The 18,047-nt window shown below is 64.2% G+C and carries 17 protein-coding genes and 2 tRNA genes; 18 read left to right on the top strand and 1 reads right to left on the bottom strand.

Annotation, left to right across the window (positions count from 1 at the left end; translation table 11 throughout):
• Window positions 1-5 precede the first annotated feature (5 nt).
• The 3 genes from JQ580_RS05250 (at window position 6) to JQ580_RS05240 (ending at window position 1,353) form a co-directional block, all read left to right on the top strand.
• Window positions 6-767, top strand: a complete 762-nt coding sequence (locus JQ580_RS05250; RefSeq protein WP_212278619.1) for an ABC transporter ATP-binding protein — start codon at window positions 6-8, stop codon at window positions 765-767.
• 175 nt (window positions 768-942) lie between these two features.
• Window positions 943-1,016 (top strand) — tRNA-Cys (locus JQ580_RS05245).
• Window positions 1,017-1,206: 190 nt separating this feature from the next.
• Window positions 1,207-1,353, top strand: a complete 147-nt coding sequence (locus JQ580_RS05240; RefSeq protein WP_212278618.1) for a hypothetical protein — start codon at window positions 1,207-1,209, stop codon at window positions 1,351-1,353.
• A gap of 80 nt (window positions 1,354-1,433) precedes the next feature.
• On the opposite strand, the gene JQ580_RS05235 is transcribed toward JQ580_RS05240, so the two are convergent.
• Window positions 1,434-1,643: a hypothetical protein gene (locus JQ580_RS05235; protein ID WP_212278617.1), complete on the bottom strand. Its 210-nt coding sequence runs from the start codon at window positions 1,641-1,643 to the stop codon at window positions 1,434-1,436.
• Window positions 1,644-1,904: 261 nt separating this feature from the next.
• Between JQ580_RS05235 and JQ580_RS05230 the strand changes: the two genes are divergently transcribed.
• The 15 genes from JQ580_RS05230 to JQ580_RS05160 all read left to right on the top strand — a co-directional run bounded on the left by JQ580_RS05230 (window position 1,905) and on the right by JQ580_RS05160 (window position 17,965).
• Window positions 1,905-2,165: a hypothetical protein gene (locus JQ580_RS05230; protein WP_212278616.1), complete on the top strand. Its 261-nt coding sequence runs from the start codon at window positions 1,905-1,907 to the stop codon at window positions 2,163-2,165.
• 408 nt (window positions 2,166-2,573) lie between these two features.
• Window positions 2,574-3,491: an ABC transporter substrate-binding protein gene (locus JQ580_RS05225; RefSeq protein ID WP_212278615.1), complete on the top strand. Its 918-nt coding sequence runs from the start codon at window positions 2,574-2,576 to the stop codon at window positions 3,489-3,491.
• 196 nt (window positions 3,492-3,687) lie between these two features.
• Entirely contained in the window at window positions 3,688-5,310 is a 1,623-nt protein-coding gene (locus tag JQ580_RS05220) for an amino acid ABC transporter permease/ATP-binding protein (RefSeq protein WP_212278614.1), read from the top strand.
• A 58-nt stretch (window positions 5,311-5,368) separates the two neighbouring features.
• On the top strand, window positions 5,369-6,610 hold the full coding sequence (locus JQ580_RS05215; RefSeq protein ID WP_212278613.1) for an acetamidase/formamidase family protein: 1,242 nt from the start codon (window positions 5,369-5,371) through the stop codon (window positions 6,608-6,610).
• 133 nt (window positions 6,611-6,743) lie between these two features.
• The gene (locus tag JQ580_RS05210; RefSeq protein ID WP_212279213.1) at window positions 6,744-9,077 is read left to right on the top strand and encodes an acetamidase/formamidase family protein; all 2,334 of its coding nucleotides are present in this window, start codon (window positions 6,744-6,746) and stop codon (window positions 9,075-9,077) included.
• 14 nt (window positions 9,078-9,091) lie between these two features.
• A complete protein-coding gene (locus JQ580_RS05205; RefSeq protein WP_212278612.1) occupies window positions 9,092-9,475 on the top strand; it encodes a RidA family protein in 384 nt (127 codons plus the stop codon).
• Between the two features lie 299 nt (window positions 9,476-9,774).
• Window positions 9,775-10,938: a PspA/IM30 family protein gene (locus JQ580_RS05200; protein ID WP_212278611.1), complete on the top strand. Its 1,164-nt coding sequence runs from the start codon at window positions 9,775-9,777 to the stop codon at window positions 10,936-10,938.
• Between the two features lie 10 nt (window positions 10,939-10,948).
• Window positions 10,949-11,608 (top strand): OB-fold-containig protein, encoded by a 660-nt coding sequence (locus JQ580_RS05195; RefSeq protein WP_212278610.1) that lies wholly within the window; start codon window positions 10,949-10,951, stop codon window positions 11,606-11,608.
• A 22-nt stretch (window positions 11,609-11,630) separates the two neighbouring features.
• On the top strand, window positions 11,631-13,325 hold the full coding sequence (locus tag JQ580_RS05190; RefSeq protein ID WP_212278609.1) for a flotillin family protein: 1,695 nt from the start codon (window positions 11,631-11,633) through the stop codon (window positions 13,323-13,325).
• Window positions 13,326-13,533: 208 nt separating this feature from the next.
• Window positions 13,534-13,902 carry a hypothetical protein gene (locus JQ580_RS05185; protein WP_212278608.1) on the top strand — a complete coding sequence of 123 codons (369 nt, stop codon included), beginning with the start codon at window positions 13,534-13,536 and terminating at the stop codon, window positions 13,900-13,902.
• 136 nt (window positions 13,903-14,038) lie between these two features.
• Window positions 14,039-14,113: transfer RNA gene (locus tag JQ580_RS05180), tRNA-Asn, on the top strand.
• A 216-nt stretch (window positions 14,114-14,329) separates the two neighbouring features.
• Entirely contained in the window at window positions 14,330-14,506 is a 177-nt protein-coding gene (locus tag JQ580_RS05175) for a hypothetical protein (RefSeq protein WP_212278607.1), read from the top strand.
• A 138-nt stretch (window positions 14,507-14,644) separates the two neighbouring features.
• On the top strand, window positions 14,645-15,307 hold the full coding sequence (locus JQ580_RS05170) for a protein-L-isoaspartate O-methyltransferase family protein (protein ID WP_212278606.1): 663 nt from the start codon (window positions 14,645-14,647) through the stop codon (window positions 15,305-15,307).
• A gap of 206 nt (window positions 15,308-15,513) precedes the next feature.
• Complete coding sequence (locus JQ580_RS05165; protein ID WP_212278605.1) at window positions 15,514-16,899, top strand: TolC family outer membrane protein; 1,386 nt, start codon at window positions 15,514-15,516, stop codon at window positions 16,897-16,899.
• Window positions 16,900-17,203: 304 nt separating this feature from the next.
• Complete coding sequence (locus JQ580_RS05160) at window positions 17,204-17,965, top strand: PopZ family protein (RefSeq protein WP_212278604.1); 762 nt, start codon at window positions 17,204-17,206, stop codon at window positions 17,963-17,965.
• Window positions 17,966-18,047: the final 82 nt, after the last annotated feature.

Raw genomic sequence — 18,047 nt, 5'->3', positions numbered from 1 at the left:
GGCGCATGACCACCACGGCACACATCGCGCTTCGGGACGTCTCGGTCGCGTTTCCCGTGCTGTCGTTTCGCGACCGTTCGCTGCGCAGCCGGTTCGTCAGCGCCGTGACGCTGCGGCGGAAGGCTGCGGTTTCGCATATCATCACGGCGTTGAGCGGGGTCAGCCTCGACATCCGCGCCGGCGACCGGCTCGCCATCATTGGCGCCAATGGCGCCGGCAAGACCACGCTGCTGCGGGTTCTCGCCGGCATCTATCATCCGACGGCGGGCACCATCGACATATCCGGCCGCTGCCTGTCGCTGTTCGATTTGCAGGCAGGCTTCGACGAGGAGGCGACCGGCTACGAGAACATCATGCGGCGCGGCCTCGTGATCGGCGCGCGGCGCGCCGAGATCGATGCGCGGCGGGCGGAGATTGCCGAGTTCACCGAGCTCGGCGACCGCCTCGACCTGCCGCTGCGCACCTACTCCAGCGGCATGATGCTGCGCCTGATCTTCGCGGTTGCAACCGCGGTCGAGGGCGAGATTGTGCTGCTCGACGAATGGATCGGCGTCGGTGACCAGCAATTCCGCAAAAAGGCGCGGCAGCGGCTCGATGAGATCGTCGCCCGCGCGGGCATCCTGGTGCTCGCCTCGCACGACATCGAGCTGATCCAGAGCACCTGCAACCGGGCGATCCTGCTGGAGCAGGGGCGGATCATCGGGGCCGGCGCAACCGATGCGATTCTCGCGCAATATCTGGCGGGGTCGGGCGCGAAGAAGGCGTAGCGGTTCGAAGGTCCCCGCCAAGGCATGATCCGGAAAAGTGTGAACCGGGTTTGCGAGAGATCATGAGCAACAGCAAGACAAACCGATGCGGTGCTCTTTAGGGGCGGCGGCCGGCCGAAATCGGCGAAGGCGGTTGCCTAACCCGTTGATCCCCTATATTGGTCCGACCTTACGGGGCCACGTGGCGGAGTGGTTACGCGCCGGTCTGCAAAACCGTTTACTCGGGTTCGAGTCCCGACGTGGCCTCCATCATAAGCATTTGATTTCGCAACGGAATTAGTTCTGAGGCGTAGCCCGGAGAGCGCGCGCGGCGCGATGCGTCATGCGATGTTCCCCGGGTTTGCCCGGGGCTCGCTGGAAACCCTGGATTCACGCCCGTTGGCACACACTTCGCATCTGCGAAGTAATGCGACTGACATCAACGAGCGCTGGAGCACCCGTGGGCGACATCGTCCGATTTGTCCCGAAATCCGAGCTGGAGCGGGCTCGTCTCATCCGTGAGGCCCGCGCGATCTATGACAGCATCTTTCCACCGACCGCACCCGACCGGGTGACGCACGATGGCGAGGAACGCGTCAAGACCTGATCGTCCCGGCGCCGGCTTCACGCGGCGCCCACGGCAAGATGCCGGCGAGGCGAGCGCCATTGCTCGCGGCGACACCCGCCTCAGCAGGCCGCGTACCAGCCGTCGGGGAACGGCAGAAGGGGCCAGGCACCCTCGTTGTCGTTGGCGGCCGTCGGAGTTGTCCTGGACATCGCGTCAAAACTCCACGAGCGGGGCACGAACTCCTCCTCCGGCGCGTGAGCAAAATCTTCAGTGACCATGGCGTCCCGGACGGCATCCAGCAGCAGATTGAATTCGGCTTCGCTTCTCATCGCACCCTCGCAGAACGCGGACTGCGCAGTGTCGCAAAGCCGGTTTGTTACCCGGTTGAACCGATCGTTCGCATTTTAGCGATCCGCCGATCGGGCCCCGATTGGTTAGCGATTTGTGAAGAAGTCCCGTCGGGAACCTACGTTCCGGGCGAGCATCCCCAGTGTGAAAGAGATCACATCCTGGGCGGTTTATTTCTCCTACCCCTTCCCACACCGGCCCAATGCAGGCCGGAGCGGGCAGGGCGGAACGGGAGACTGATCATGAAGGCGAGGTTCTTGCGGTCTGCGGGTGTGAAGAGCCGGGCGCGTCGCGCCTCCACGGTCGGGCTGTTCCTGACGCTGTTTGCTTCCGCCGCACACGGGCAGGGGACGGCCGACCAGCGCCGGGCCTGCACGCCCGATGTTTACCGGCTCTGCGCCGGCGAGATCCCCAATGTGCGCGCCATCACGGCTTGCCTGCGCCGCAACCGCTCAAGCTTGAGCGAGGCTTGCCGGAGCGTGTTCGAGCAAGCCGGCGGCTGACACGGCAGGCTCGGTGGATTTGTGCGCAGCAAGTGGCTGGCGAGATGTAGCGAATTCGGCATGGTCGGCCTGTGGATATGCTGCGGACAGGCTGTGGATAGCGCCGCGCCGGCGGGAAGATGCGGCCGCCGCACGTCATGTCTCGGTCAAGCGGCCTCACGAGTGAGGCTTCGATCGTGCAGATCCTCTGTCAAATCGAAACCAATTGATTTCCTCCGATCCAACAAAGTGCTCAACGCGCAATTCGCGACCCGAGCAGTTTTTGGGCAGCCGCCTGCCCAAATCGCAGGCCCGCTCCATCCAATTTTTTGTACGCCCGCGGACAAGCTTTCCCGTTGGCTCTCCTCCTAGGCTCGCTTCCGAGATCTGGAACATGGCCTTTGCCATGACAATTCGAAGGAGCGGGACATGGAGAGACGGGAATTGCCCCAGGCGCAACGGGGAACGGCGCGCGCAACGCTTTTGCGCAAGCTCGCGCTCGGCGCCAGCGTCGCCCTTGGCCTGGTCGCCGCAGCACCGCTGGGTGCACAGGCCGCGGCGCCCGCCGCCTGTGCGGCGCTGCAGGAGAAATATCCGGACTGGAAAGGCAAGACGCTCGTCAACGCCATCAATCCGCACACGCCGGGCTATGAGACGATCGATCCGAAGGATCCCAGCAAATATATCGGCTTCGACATCGACCTCGGCGAAGCCATCGGCGAATGCCTCGGCTTCAAGCTGACCTACAAGCCGGTGACGTTCGCGGCACTGCTGACCACTCTGGCCGCGGGCCAGGCCGACATCGTCATCTCCGACATCTACGCCACCAAGGAGCGAGCGAAGGCGGCCGACTTCATCACCTACTCGAAGGTGTTCGACGGTGTGCTGGTCGCCAAGGGCAACCCCAAGGGGATCAACGGCATCAACATGTCGATGTGCGGCACGGCGGCCGCCGAAAACACCGGCTATGTCGAGGTGCCCCTGATCCAGGCCCTGATTCCCGAGTGCAAGAAGGCCGGCAAGGCCGAGCCGACCATCCAGCTCTACGACAACAACGCCAACTGCATCCAGGCGATCCTCGCCGGCCGTGCCGACACCTATATCAATGACGTCAACACCGTCGACAGCGCGGTGAAGGCCTATCCGGAAAAGCTGGAGAAAGCGATCGCGGTGACGATCCCGTATTCGGTCGGCATCGCGGTCCCCAAGGACAAGCCGAAATTCCGCGACGCCGTGATGGCTGCCCTGATCGAGGTGCAGAAGGCCGGCACGCACATGGCGCTCCTGAAGAAGCATGGGCTCGATGTGAACAACTTCAAGGAGCCTGACATCCTGACGGCGGACTAGGGGGCTTACCTCTCCCCGACGGGGAGACGTCGGCGCGAAGCGCCGGGTGAGGGGGCGCAACAAACTCGTTGCAGCGTAACCCCTCACCCGGATGGCATCTGAGGATGCGGTCCGACCTATCCCTATGGGAGAGGTCGACCGAGCCCGCCTCACTCGCCTTCTGCCAACCTCATTTTGCTTTGAGCACTGTCGACTGATGTCGCTGTTTCTCCACTATCTGAGCATGCCGTATCTGCTCGAGGGCATCGAGCTCACTCTCGAGGTGACAGCCCTCGGTCTCGGCGGCGGATTGATCCTCGGATTGATCCTCGCAGGCATGCAGCTCTCGCGCTTCTGGCTCCTGGCGGCAATCGCCAGGGCCTATACCGTGATCTTCCGCGGCACGCCGCTGATCCTGCAGATGGTGTTCGCCTACGACGCGCTGCCCCATATCGGCATCAAGCTGCCCGCGGTGCTGGCAGCCGGACTGGCACTCGCCTGCAACGAGGCGCCATTCATCGCGGAGATGCTGCGCGCCGGCGTGCTCGGTGTCGATCGCGGGCAGGTGACGGCCGGGCAGGCGCTCGGCATGACACCGCGGATCCTGATGTGGCGCGTGATCGCGCCGCAGGCGATCCGCACCATGATCCCAGCCTTCGGCAACGAAGCCGTCAGCGCGCTGAAAAACTCATCGCTCGCGTCCGTCGTCGCGGTCCAGGAATTGACGCTGCGCTCGACCCAGCTGGCGTCCTCGACCTTCGATTTCTTCTCGATCTTCTTTGCGTCGGGCCTGCTCTATCTGGTGCTGACCTTTGCCATCAGCATCATCCAGCTCTTTATCGAATGGCTGCTCGATCTCGACCGGGCCAAGGGCCGACAGCGCCAATTGGCCGATTACCTGCCATGGCGTCGTGTCGACCTTACGACCAAGCTCGAGCTCGCCGCGGCCACAGCACGTGATCCCGAGCCTGTACAGGCCGAGCCGGCCGATACGCCGCCGCTGGCGCTGACCCGTGAGGAACGCATCCGCCGCGCCGCGACGATCACGCGCAACAACATCGCCGTCGAAACCAAGGACCTCACCAAGAGCTACGGCGCACAAAAAGTGCTCGACGGCCTCGACCTCACCGTGCGCGTTGGCGAGGTCGTTGCGCTACTTGGGCCCAGCGGCTCCGGCAAGAGCACGCTGCTTCGCTGCATCAACCATCTCGAAAACTGGGACGCCGGCACCGTGCGCGTCGGCGGCCGCCGCCTTGGCTTCGACGAAAACGGCAAGCGGCTGTCGCCGCGCGCCATCGCCAATGAGCGCGCCAGCGTTGGCGTCGGCATGGTGTTTCAGCAGTTCAATCTGTTCGCGCATCTGTCGGCGAAGGAGAACATCGCCGGCCCCCTGCGCTGGGTGCATGGAATGACCCGCATTGATGCCGACCGCCGCGCCACCGAGCTGCTCGACCGCGTCGGTCTCTCGCATCGGGCCGATGCGCTGCCGCGGCATCTCTCCGGCGGCCAGCAGCAGCGCGTCGCCATCGCCCGCGCGCTGGCACCGAATCCGAGTGTGCTGCTGCTCGACGAGCCGACCTCCGCGCTCGATCCCGAGCTCGTCAACGAAGTGCTGGAGGTGATCCGCCGCCTTGCGATCGACGACGGCCTCACCATGATCATTTCGACGCACCAGATCCGCTTCGCCGACGAGGTCGCCGACCGCGTCGCGTTCCTCAGCGGGGGCACGATCATCGAGGAGGGGCCGGCGCACGAGGTGCTCTCCAATCCCCGCAATCCGCTGACGGCGCGCTTCCTCAATGTGATGGAAGCCGACAAGACGCCGGAGACGGTGCGATGAGCGCCGCCGCGGCAAAATTCACGACACCCGAAGAGGCCAGGTCAGAAGAGTTGAAGTCATGAAGCATGTCACGCTGCCGGTTTCGCCGAAGACCGTTCACTGGGGCTATTTTTCCAAGGCGGTCGCCCCGGCCCTGACGCTGCGTTCCGGAGATCGCGCCACGATCGAGACGCTTACGCATCATGCGAATGACGATTACGAGCGCATGATCCAGGGCGATCCCGGCGCCGAGAGCGTGTTCCAGTGGACCCGGGAGCACAAGGCGGTGGCGCGCCGCGGCTCCGGTCCCGTCGAGGGTCCGTTCATCCGCGGCGCAGGCGAGGGGATCGGCGTGCATCTCCTCACCGGTCCGGTCGCGATCGAAGGCGCCGAGCCCGGCGATATTCTGGAGGTGCGCATTCTCGATGTCCGGCCGCGGCCGAGCTGCAGTGCCTGCCACGCCGGCCGTTGCTTCGGCTCCAACGTCGCCGCGAACTGGGGCTTTCACTACCACGACCTCATCGAGGAGCCGAAGCCGCGCGAGGTCATCACCATTTTCGAGCTCGACACCTCCGGCGAGCCCTACGCAAAGGCGGTCTACAACTACGTCTGGACGCCGCAGACCGACCCCGACGGAATCGTGCATCCGACCATCGACTATCCCGGCGTGCGCGTGGACCACGCCACCATCAGGAAGCGCGAGAACATCCTTTCCAGTGTAAAGGTGCCGGCGCGGCTGCACTTCGGCACGATGGGCCTTGCGCCCTCGGAGGCCGATTTCGTCAGCTCGATTCCGCCGAGCTATACCGGCGGGAACATCGACGACTGGCGCATCGGCAAGGGCGCGCGGATGTTCTATCCCGTCGCCGTTCCAGGCGCCTATTTCTCGGTCGGCGATCCCCATGCCGCGCAAGGCGACAGCGAGCTCGGCGGCACCGCGATCGAGACCTCGCTGACCGGCGATTTTGAGTTCATTCTGCACAAGAAGGCGGATCTGGCCGGCACCAGCCTCGAGGGCCTCGACCATCCCATGCTCGAGACCGATCAGGCCTGGTCGTTCTACGGCTTTACCTATCCGAACTATCTCGCCGCGCTGGGCGCCGATGCGCAAACCGAGATTGCCAATCACTCGAGTCTCGACCGTGCGATGCGCGATGCGTTCAGAAAACTCCGCCGGTTTCTGATGACGGTGCACGGTCTCAGCGAGGACGAGGCGATATCGCTTCTGTCGGTCGGCGCAGATTTCGGCGTCACCCAGGTCGTCGACGCCAATTGGGGCGTCCATGGCACGATCCGAAAGAACATTTTCCGATGCGACTAATGCATTGATGTGTATTCGATATTGGGAATAAGGCGTGAAGGAGAACCCGCATCTGCGGCCCGTCGCTGCGACCGATGACAGCGCACGTCTGGCACAGAGGTTGCTTCGATCCACTGCAATCTGGGTCGATCCGATGAGCTTCCGCCCGTTCACGAGCGAGTCCTACGCGCAAGACGACCGCCCCGAGGCCTGGCGGGACGTTCTGGCTGCGGTCGGCCTGCAACCGGCGGGCGGTCACGCGCTATTAGACGGACACGCAACCGCCTCGCACCGGCACGCCGCAGGCGTCGCATTGACGCGTATGGCTGCGGGCGCGCAGAGCGTCGGTCCGCTCTCGCGAGCGAACGAAGACCTGCCCATCGCGCTGATGCCGGTCGAGGACGGCGTGGTGCTGAAAAGCGCCGGCAGTCACCGGATCATTCCCGTCGGCCACCTCGTGCTGCTGCCGCGCAGCGGCGATTGGAGCATCGTGTTCCAGCGCGACATGCGCGCCATCGTGCTATCCGTGACGTCGGAGGCACTGCACGGGCGCCTGTCGGGCAAGCCGCGGCTCGGCGAGCCCAGGGTCGTGCCGACCACCGGCTTTGCCGACGTATTCTCGCGCCTGCTGGACGCGACCGCGCGCACGCTCGACACGCTGAGTGATGCCGAATGGAATTCGCTCGCGCAGTCGCTCGTCGATCTTCTCCTGACGCTCGCGCATCAGTTGGCCGCATCGACCACCGATGCTGGATCCAGCGCGGCGCAGTCTGCGCTGCTGCACCGGATCTGCCAGGTCATCGAGCGTCGCCTCGACGATCCCGATCTCGTGCCGGTCCGCGTCGCGCAAGCCGAGGGCATTTCCGAACGCTATTTGCAGAAGCTGTTCGAGACGGTCGGCGACAATTTCACCCACTACGTTCGCGAGCGAAGGCTTCAGCGTGCCTGGGCCGACCTGTCCAATCCGACCGAGGCGCATCGTTCGATCTCGGAGATCGCCTACGCTTATGGATTCGGTGACTCCGCGCATTTCAGCCGCGCCTTCCGCCATCGCTTCGGCCTGCCGCCGCGCGAGTTTCGCCAGCAGGAGGCGGAACGCGCGACGGCACAGCAGGGAAACATCGGTCAGCGCGGCTGGCCGCAGGACGCGCTGGCACAACTCCGCGCACATCAGACCGGTACGGAGACGCGCAGCAATGTCTGCCTCGCCGAGTTCGAGGAGCCGGGAATTTCGGGTCGCAAGCACCATCATCTCCCGATCGAAGCCGACCGTGTTCACTGGGGCTACTTCAGCCGTTCGTTGTGGCCGCAACTCGAGATCGCCTCGGGCGATACCATCACCATCGAGACGCTGACCCAGCATGCCTCCGACGACCCAGAACTGATGATCGCGGGCGATCCCGCCGCTGAAAGCGTGTTCGGCTGGACCAAGGCCAGGAAGAACGTGGATCGCCGCGGCGCAGGTCCCATGGATGCCAGCGTGTTCGGACGCGGCGCCGGAGAAGGCTTTGGCGTACACATCTGCACGGGTCCCGTGGCGGTGAAGGACGCCCAGCCCGGCGACGTGCTGGAGGTGCGGATCCTCGACATCGTGCCGCGCGCGAGCCGCCATCCCGAACATTCAGGACGCGTGTTCGGCTCCTCCGTCGCAGCCTGGTGGGGCTATCACTACAACGAGTTTCTCGCAGGTCCGAAGCCGCGCGAGGTCGTGACGATCTACGAGATCTTCGACGACACTGACGCGCCGCACGCCCGCGCGCTCTATTCCTACCGCTGGGAACCGCAGACCGATCCGTCCGGAGTCGTACATGCGGCCTATGACTATCCCGGGGTTCCCGTGGCGGCTGGCACGGTCAAGCGCCGGCATGCCGTGCTCGACGGCATCAAGATTCCCTTGCGGCCGCATTTCGGCGTGATCGCGGTGGCGCCGCGCGAGGTCGATTTCATCGACTCGGTGCCACCGTCCTATTTCGGCGGCAATCTGGACAATTGGCGGCTGGGGAAGGGGGCGACGGTCTATCTTCCCGTTTCGGTCCCCGGCGCGCTGTTGTCGGTCGGCGACCCCCATGCCGCCCAGGGCGATGGCGAACTCAGCGGCACCGCGATCGAATGCTCGATGACCGGCACCTTCGAGGTGATCCTGCACAAGAAAGCCGATCTCGCCGGACAGCCGTTCGCCGATCTCTCCTATCCCCTGATCGAGACTGCAACCGATTGGGTGCTGACCGGCTTCAGCCATCCGAACTACCTCGCGGAGTTCGGCGCCCAGGGGCAAAGCGAGGTCTACGCAAAGTCGTCGCTCGATCTCGCCATGAAAGACGCGTTTCGCAAGATGCGGCGCTTCCTGATGAACGTCAAAGGCCTCAGCGAGGACGAAGCGATCGCGCTGATGTCAGCCGCCGTTGATTTCGGCGTCACCCAAGTCGTCGACGGCAATTGGGGCGTCCACGCCATTCTCAGCAAGCGTCTGTTTCAGGACGCGCCCTAACAAGGACAGCTCAAGTGAAATTCCACATGATCAGCGGCGGCCCGAAGCCGGTCGCGCCGTTCAGCCACGCCGTCGAGACCGACGGCTTCGTCTTCGTCACCGGCCAAATGCCGGACACGCCGCAGACGCCGGGCGTGCTGCCCGACGGCATCGTTGCACAGACGCACGCGGTGATGGAGAACCTGAAAGTGGTCTTGGCCGGTCTCGATCTCGGCCTCGAGCACGTCGTGATGACGCGGATCTATCTGACGCGTTTCAAGGAAGACTACACGGCAATGAACGAGACTTACCGTACGTACTTTCCGCCGGACCGCCTGCCAGCCCGCACCTGCGTCGGTGTCACCGGCTTGGCGTATGACGCATTGATCGAGATCGATCTGGTCTGCCGGCGACCATGAGAGCAGCGTAGGGCGGATTAGCGAAGCTCATCCGCCGCTATTCGTCCCGGAGGTGAGATCGGCGGCTTAGGCCCTCGACCAATCGGCTTCACGTTTCTACGACTCCTGTTGGCCATCTTCGCCAAGCTCTCCAAAAAATTGCAACCAAAGCGTGCAATAAGTCTTGATCCGCGGTGATGGAGAGGTGATCGGACCCTTTGAACGCGGCCTCAGGCGACAGCGACTAATCCCTGCAGTGAATAAGGATCAGCGGAACGTGATGGCCCCATCCCTTCCTAAAGCACCAAGATGGTGCTTTAGTGCTTTCGATGAAAGAGCAGCCCCGAAACGCGCCCTCCGCGCTCCGTTACAGGCTTGCCCCTGACCCGGCCGCCAAGGCCGCGCTGGAGGCGACGTTCAGGGCGTATGACCGCATGATGGAAATCCTCGATGACGTCGCGCGAAGCCACAATGTCGGCTCCAATGTCGTGCTGCTCCATGCCCACGCCTATGACCCGATCCGAAAAGCGACTGCGCTGCCCTCGCGGCTGGTGACACTGGGCTTGCGGGACCGCACAGAGTATCGCGCGGCGCAGGGCCGCCGTCTGCCGCTCGACGACAAGCTCGCCAAGATTAAGGGCCCGGCCACCATTTCGATCGCGACCGTGCAAGGGCGCTTCACAGTGCCCTTCGATTATGCCGGCTATGCCGAGGGCTGGGGGCAGAGCGTGCCCGCGCGCCTCATCCGCACCGACGACGACGCTTTCGAAGTTCACTACGGCGTCACGCCGAACAATCCGCCAGAGGAGGAGAACGCCATGGAGACCATCGCTGCCGCTCCCGAAAACTTCCTGTCCCGGGTCGGGCGCCTGATCGCCGGGATCGCCTATGACGCGATCGAGCAGGCGGAAGGCAAGAACAAGCTGAAGGTGGTGGGGCAGGCTATCCGCGAGATCGAGCGCGCCGAGACCGAAGCGCGCGATGCGCTCGCCGCTGCGCGTGCCGAGGAATACCGCCTCAATGCACGCCGCAGCGAGATCGAGCGCGCGATGACCGATCTTGCCGCCAAGATCGAGGGGGCGATTGCGGACGGGCGCGACGATCTCGCGCGCGCCGGCATCGCGCGCCAGATGGATCTGGAGGCGCAGTTCGACGTGCTCTCCCGCGCCATCGACGAGAACAACGAGAAGATCGAGCAATGCATCACCTCGCTGCGTGCGGTGTTATCCGCGCTCCAGGATGCCGAGCAGCGCCGCTCCGATCTCGAAAAGAGCGAGGCTGCCAGCCATCAGGCCTCGACGCCGTCCCGGAAGCAGGGCGCCGGCTCTGCGGCCGCCAAGGCGCTGCGCGCGGGCAAGGCGGTGGCACGGGCCACCGGCGTGCCGCCGGGCATCCCTTATTCGAGCGACATCGACGAGCTCAGCACGTTGCATCGCGACAGGGAAATTGCAGCGCGGCTGGCCCGGTTGAAGTCGGGCTCCTGAGTGCCGTGTCATGAGCGCTTTGCTCGAACACGTCATGTCACCGGAGGTCAGGCCGTTCGCAGTCGCGGCGGCCATGATCGTCATCGTCGGCTCGATCGAAGTGGTCTCGATGCTGGTCGGGGCTTCCTTGAGCGAGATGCTCGGCACCAACATCGATTTTGGCCACCCCAGCGACAATGGCGTGATCAACGCCATTTCCTGGATCAATGTCGGCGGCGTGCCGCTGCTGATCTTTCTGCTGCTCTTGCTCGGGGCCTTCTCGATCGCCGGATTCCTGATCCAGGACGTCGCGCGAATGGTGGCAGGTCCCTTGCCGGCGACGCTCGCCTCGGTCGGGGCGGTCGCCGTCTCGATTCCGCTGGTCCGCGCTGCAAGCCGGGCTATCGCGCGCGTCATTCCGAAGGATGAAAGCTACGCCATCGGCCTCGGGGAGCTCGTCGGCCGCATCGGCGAGGTCGTCATCGGCCCGCTCGACCAGGGGCCGCCCGGCCGCGTCAGCGTCGCGGACGTCCACGGCAACCGCCATTTTGTCTCGGCAGTTGCAGCGCCCGATTCATCGCCGTTACCGCAGGGAACCATGGTCCTGCTGGTCGATCGCGACGGCACCCGCTTCGTCGCGGTCAAGGCTGACGATGAACTCAAACCGTCCAAGCCCACTCTAATCAGCTAGCAAGCCATTATCGGAGAAAGTCATGTTCGACATCGCTGTCCCGGCCATGATCGGCGTCGCGCTGATCGTCGTCCTGGGGGTCGTCTTCACGATCCTCTACAAGCGCGCCACCCGCGACGAGGCCTTCGTCCGCACCGGTCTCGGCGGCAAGAAGGTCGTGCTCGATGGCGGCGCCATGATCCTGCCGATCTTTCACTCCTATGCCAGCGTCAACCTGAAGACGCTGCGGCTCACCGTGGAGCGCAAGGAGCGGGAATCCCTCATCACCAAGGATCGCCTTCGCGTCGACATCGTCGCCGAGTTCTACGTGCGCGTCCGTCCGGACGACGAGAGTATCGCGCTTGCGAGCCAGACGCTGGGTGCGCTGACCAATGACGCCGAAGCGCTGCGTAACCAGGTCGAGGCGAAATTCGTCGACGGCCTGCGCTCAGTGGCGGCGACCATGAGCATCCTCGAGCTCCAGGAAAAGCGCTCGGACTTCGTCAAGCATGTGCAGGCGACGGTCGAGTCCGACGTGAAATCCAACGGCCTCGAGCTTGAATCCGTGTCGCTGACCAAACTCGATCAAACGGACGTCAAGTTCTTCAACCCGGAAAACTTCTTCGACGCCGAAGGTCTGACTCAGCTTAAGACCGTCACCGAGACGCGCCGGCGTGACCGCAACTCGATCGTGCGCGACAATGAGGTGGCGATCGCGCAGAAGGACCTCGAGGCGCGGCAGCAGACCCTGACCATCGAGCGGACCAAGAAGGAAGCCGAGCTGTCGCAGGAGCGCGACATCGCCAACAAGACCGCGAGCACCCGCGCCGAGGTGGCAACCGCGACGCAGACCGCGCGCCTGACCGAGGAAAACGCTCGCATCGATACGGACAGGGCCGTTGCCGAGAAGGAGGCCGGCGCCAAGCAGGTCAAGGAAACTGCGGTCATCGAGTCGGATCTGGCGATCAACAAGCGCAAGACTGACGCCCAGCGCGAGATCCAGATCGCGACGCAGGAGAACGAGATCCAGATCGCAGCCAAGAGCAAGCAGACCTCGGAAGCCGTCGCCGAGGCCAAGGCCGCCGAAGCGCTCGCCGTCTCCGCCGAGGAAAAGGTCGTGACCGCACGCGCAGTCGAGGTCGCCGATCGTGCGCGTCTCACCCAGGTGCTGGAAGCGCGGACCGAGGCCGAACGGAAGTCAACCGAACTGATCGTCGCGGCCGAAGCCGAGAAGAAGGCCTCGCTCGATCGCGCCGAGGCCGTCAAGACGCTGGCCACGGCCGAAGCCGAGTCCAACAAGATCAAGGCCGTCGGCGTGCGCAACATCGGTGAGGCGGAAGCCGCCGTCATCACCATGAAGAACGAGGCGCAGAACAAGCTCGGCAGCAACGTCATCGACTTCGAGATCGCCAAGAAGCGGATCGAGATCATGCCGTCGGCGCTGGCGGAGATGGTCAAGCCGATCGGAAACCTCAAGGACGTCCGCATCCTGCACACCGGCGGCGCGTTCGGCGGCAATGGTGCCGGCGGAGGCAATGTCGGTTTCGGCGAGGGGCTTGCCGGCGAGCTGCTCAAGGTGCACGCGCTGCGTCCGATGATCGACGAGATCCTGCGCCAGAGCGGCTTTGCGCCCGGCGACGATCCCGTGAAGGCGCTGGTCGGCGCCGTCACGGGGAAGAGCAACGGCGCTGCTGTTCCGGCGCCGGCGCCGGCGAAAACGAACACTGCCGATCTATGAACGCCGGTTCATTGCTGCGGAGAATTCGAAGCGATAAAACAGGCTGAGCGCGTCTCGCGTCGCGCTACGTCCCGGAGTGCCGATTGATCGTCTTGAACCGTTCGATCGCACTCCGGATGACTCTCGTGAGGCAACACCATTGGTTGCCGCGGCGCCTGCGCCGATCGACGCCAGGCGCTGAAGCCTGTTTCGATCGGAGAAATTTCATATGAAATATTTTCTGTCTGGACTGATCGCGATCGGCCTTTCCATCGCCGCCATGCCCTCGTTCGCCGCCGACGCCCGCAATGTCACTGTCGTCAACGAGACCGGCTATGCCATCAAATTCCTCGGCTTCAACGCGCCGGACGATGGCCTGGACGAATGGGACAACGAACTTGACAAGGTGTTGCAGAACCAGGCGAGCACCTATGTCGAGTTCGATGAGGACGATGAAGGATGCGTCTGGAACATCCGCGTCGACTGGAAGAGCTACGACGAAGCCGTGCTCTGGAAAAACGTCAACCTCTGCAAGATGACCGCGCTTCGGCTGCGCTACGATCCCGGCACCAAGACGACCTCGTTCCTCGCGGAGTAGTCCTCGGCGGACATGGTCCGGAGGAAGAGGCGTCCTAACCTCCTTCCGGCCTGTTGCGGATGATGACGAATTCGTCCTTTGCAAGCGCAAGCGGCTTTGTTATACGCAGCCGCGCGCGAACGACTGGTTCGCCTTTTCCTCGGTAGCTCAGCGGTAGAGCATCCGACTGTTAATCGGATGGTCGCTGGTTCGAATCCAGCCCGGGGAGCCAAATCCTACCGCAAAATCAGTGGTTTACGGTCGCGATCTCAAGCGACGCGCGATCTCGTTGTCACGCGTTCTGAACCACGTTTTGCGTGTTCCCGGCCGGGAATCGCATTCAAGCAGGCGTGTGTGGAGTGGCCCCGTCACGCCACGCGGACGGCGCCAAATCGACTTAATTGAAATCGACCTTCGCGACAGCCGGATCTTAGCGGAGCTGATTCCCATGCCAAACATCCAGGTCGACGACCATCTGGCCCCCTCGATTCTGCCGGCCGAGATTCCAGAGCTGAGCGACGACGAATGCCTCGCCTGCCTGGCGCGGGCGGTCGAGACGCCCGATTCGGCACGGCTGGACGAGGTTGCCGCCCTGATCGGTCGCCTGGCGATAGCGATCGAATAATCCCGCCCGGACCCTGATGCGGTAAGATGCGGAAGCGGCAGCCCCGCCGGCTAACAGCCGTGTTGCGTTTTGGACGTGCATGCTCCAAAGATGCCGCGAATTTCGTCCGCGGCATCGTCCGCCTTGCAGGGTCTGCAAATGTCCGGTTTCTCGACCGCGCGCCTCAAAATGGTCGATGGCCAGGTGCGCACCAATGACGTCACCGACCGTCGTGTTCTCGATGCCATGCTCACCGTCCCGCGCGAGGCCTTCGTGCCGGCCGACCGCCAGGCGCTGGCCTATCTCGATCTCGACCTCGATGTGAGCGAAGGCGGCGCCAAGCGCTTCCTGATCAAGCCGCAGCTGACCGGCAAGCTGCTCCAGGCCGGCGAAATCGGCGAGGGCGACAACGTGCTGGTGGTCGGCTGCGCCACCGGCTACCTCGCCGCACTGACCGCCAAGCTCGCGCGGCAGGTGACGGCGACCGAATGCGATTCGGCTTTGGCTGCAAAGGCCAAGGCCGCGCTGGGCGCGCTGAACCTTGCCAACGTTACCTGCAAGGCCGCGGCCTGCGCCGAAGGTGATCCAGCCGCCGCTCCCTACGACGTGATCGTCCTCAATGGCGCGACTGATGTGACGCCGGAAGCGATCCTCGGGCAGCTGAAGGAGGGCGGGCGTCTGGTAGGGGTATCGGCCGAATCCAGGCCGCCGCGGGCGATGATCGTGACCCGTACCCACGGTGAATACGGCCATCGGTCACTGTTCGACGCCGCCGCCCCGGTGCTTCCGGGGCTGGCACGGGCGCCCGCCTTCGTCTTCTGACGGCCAAAAGCCCGTTAAAATCCCGTTCTGAATCAGAAGTGTGGCTGGGATGCTGCACGTGAAGAGTTTCCACTGGGAACTGCGCTGAGGTAGTTCCGTCGCGCCGATCCGCAGCCTATGTTGCGGCGGGGCAACGACTCCACTCGGTTGATGGTAACCCAGCTCGCGGGCACGAGCCGGGCGCTAGAATGAACGGAAATTTTGGGATGCATGGGGTGAAGCTCTTCACCGGAGCTGCGGTTTCGGTCCTCTTGCTCGCGCTTGCCGGGCCGGCGCCTGCCTTGGCGGATACGATCGAGTCCGCGCTGGTGCGCGCCTATCAGAACAATCCTCAGCTCAACGCACAGCGCGCACAGGTGCGCTCGACGGACGAGAACGTGCCTCAGGCCCTGTCCGGCTATCGGCCCAAGGTCAATCTGACGGCGAGCGCCGGCTATCAATACCAGGACACGCTGAGCGCACCCGGCACCGTTCCGATTAACGGGACCACGGTTCCCCGCAGTGTTGGCCTGAACGTGTCGCAGACGCTCTATAACGGCAACCAGACGGCTAACAGGACCCGCGCCGCGGAGAGCCAGGTGTCCGGATCCCGCGAAGCGTTGCGCAGCCTTGATCAAAGCGTACTGCTCCAGGCCGCCACAACCTACATGGATTATTTGCGCGACTCGGCCACGCTCGAAGTCCAGCGCAGCAACGTGCGGGTGCTTGAGCAGACCCTCAAGCAGACTCGCGACCGCTTCAATGTCGGCGAAGTAACGCGCACCGACGTCGCGCAATCGGAAGCACAGCTGGCAGCCGGCAGGACGCAGGCGCTGACTGCTGAAGCGAATCTCAACACGACCCGTGCCACTTTCCGCCGCATCATCGGCAATGAGCCGACAAACCTTGCGCCAGGTTCGCCGGTCGATCGTTACCTGCCCCCGACGCTGTCCGCCGCGGTGGAGCTCGGCCTGATTGAGCATCCCAACGTCACGGCCGCGATGTTCGGCATCGATGTCAACTTTCTACAGGTCAAGGTCGCCGAGGGCGCTCTGTTGCCGACGGTGACGCTACAGGCCAACGCTACCCAAGCCAACGAACAGTCGCTTATCCAGTACCGGGCGTTCAATGCCGCTGCGACCGCTCAGCTCTCGGTGCCGATCTATCAGGGCGGCACAGAATATGCGCTGATCCGCCAGTCCAAGGAAAACCTGGCGCAGCAGCGTCTCAATCTCGAAAATACGCGCGACCAGACCCGTGCGACCGTGGTGCAGTGGTGGGGATCGTTGCAGGCCGGCAAGGCGCAGGTGCAGTCGGCGCAGGCGCAGGTGACGGCGTCCGAAATCGCGCTCAATGGCGTTCGTGAAGAGGCCAAGGCCGGTCAACGCACCACGCTCGACGTCCTCAACGCGCAGCAGGCGTTGGTCAATGCGCGCGTTGCGCTGGTGACCGCGCAGCATGACCGCGTCGTCGCATCCTATCAGGTGCTGGCTGCCGTAGGCCGTCTGTCGCCGCAGGTCCTGGGCCTTGCGACGACGATTTACGATCCGAGCGTTCACTACCATCAGGTCCGCGACAGCTGGGCCGGCGTGCGTACGCCTGACGGACGCTAACTCCGTAGTTGTCCGGTCGGCCTCGTGATTGAACGAGGCCGACCAGCGCTTTGCTTGCAATCGTCAAATTCCCTGACATAGCCTTGCCGAGATGATGCGTGTCGATTCGGCATCGCATCGATGCTGCGTGCGTAAAGCTTGAGTACCGGGGGCAGGGGCGCACCGCTGCACGTTGAGCCGTGATCTGGGGACAAGTCGGGCTGCCGCGACGAAAATGTCGGGCCACCCATCCGGAACCGGCCAATCCTGTTCGTGCTTGGTGTAAAACAACGCATGCGAGGGCGTTGATGATGTGGAGTCGGAGATGACGCAGCCTGCAAAGGTCACAGAACCCTCGATGGAGGAGATTCTGGCCTCGATCCGGCGCATCATTGCCGACGATGAAGCCAAGCCGCCGCCGGCCGAAGCCGCCAAGCCCGCGCCCGCCGCGGCTGCACCAAAGCCGCAGGCCATGAACGACATTCCGCCGTCCAAGGTCGCAGCCGCCAAGCCGGCCGCCGAGAAGCCCGCGCCACCGCCGGCTGCAAAGCCCGCTCCAGCACCGCCGCCACCTGCGGCGGATGCGTCAAACAACCAGGACGATATCGACGCGCTGCTGGCAGGGCTTGACGCGGCGACGCCTGCGCCCGAGGTCCGCGCGCCGGAACCTGAGCCGGAGCCGGAGCCCGAGCCCGACGTGCTCGAACTGACCGACGAGATGGCGGTGGACCCGACGCCGGCTCCGCCGCCACCAAGCTTCCGCAAGGTCGAGCCGCGCGACGATCTCGAATTCGCCGAATCGCCGCCGCGTCCGATGCCACCGCCGTCCTATGCGCCGGTGGACTTCGACGCGCCCCCGGTGCCGCCCCAGCAGCCGATCCTGGCGCAATCGACGGTCTCGGCAGTTGAATCCGCCTTCAATTCCCTGGCCCATACGGTGCTCAGCAGCAACGCGCGGACGCTGGAGGATCTGGTCAAGGAGATGCTGCGTCCGATGCTGAAATCCTGGCTCGACGACAATCTGCCGGGCATGGTTGAACGCATCGTGAAGGCCGAAATCGAGCGGGTCTCGCGCGGCGGCCGCTGATCCGGCGCAGCGGCCCCGATAAAGCCCTGCTCCTGCGGCATATTCGGCCTGCGGACGGGGCAGGAAAGCCGTTGCCGCCGAG

It is taken from the genome of Bradyrhizobium sp. SZCCT0148 (assembly GCF_018129985.1).
Lineage (GTDB): Bacteria > Pseudomonadota > Alphaproteobacteria > Rhizobiales > Xanthobacteraceae > Bradyrhizobium > Bradyrhizobium japonicum_H.
This window is presented reverse-complemented; position numbering and strand designations above follow the sequence as displayed.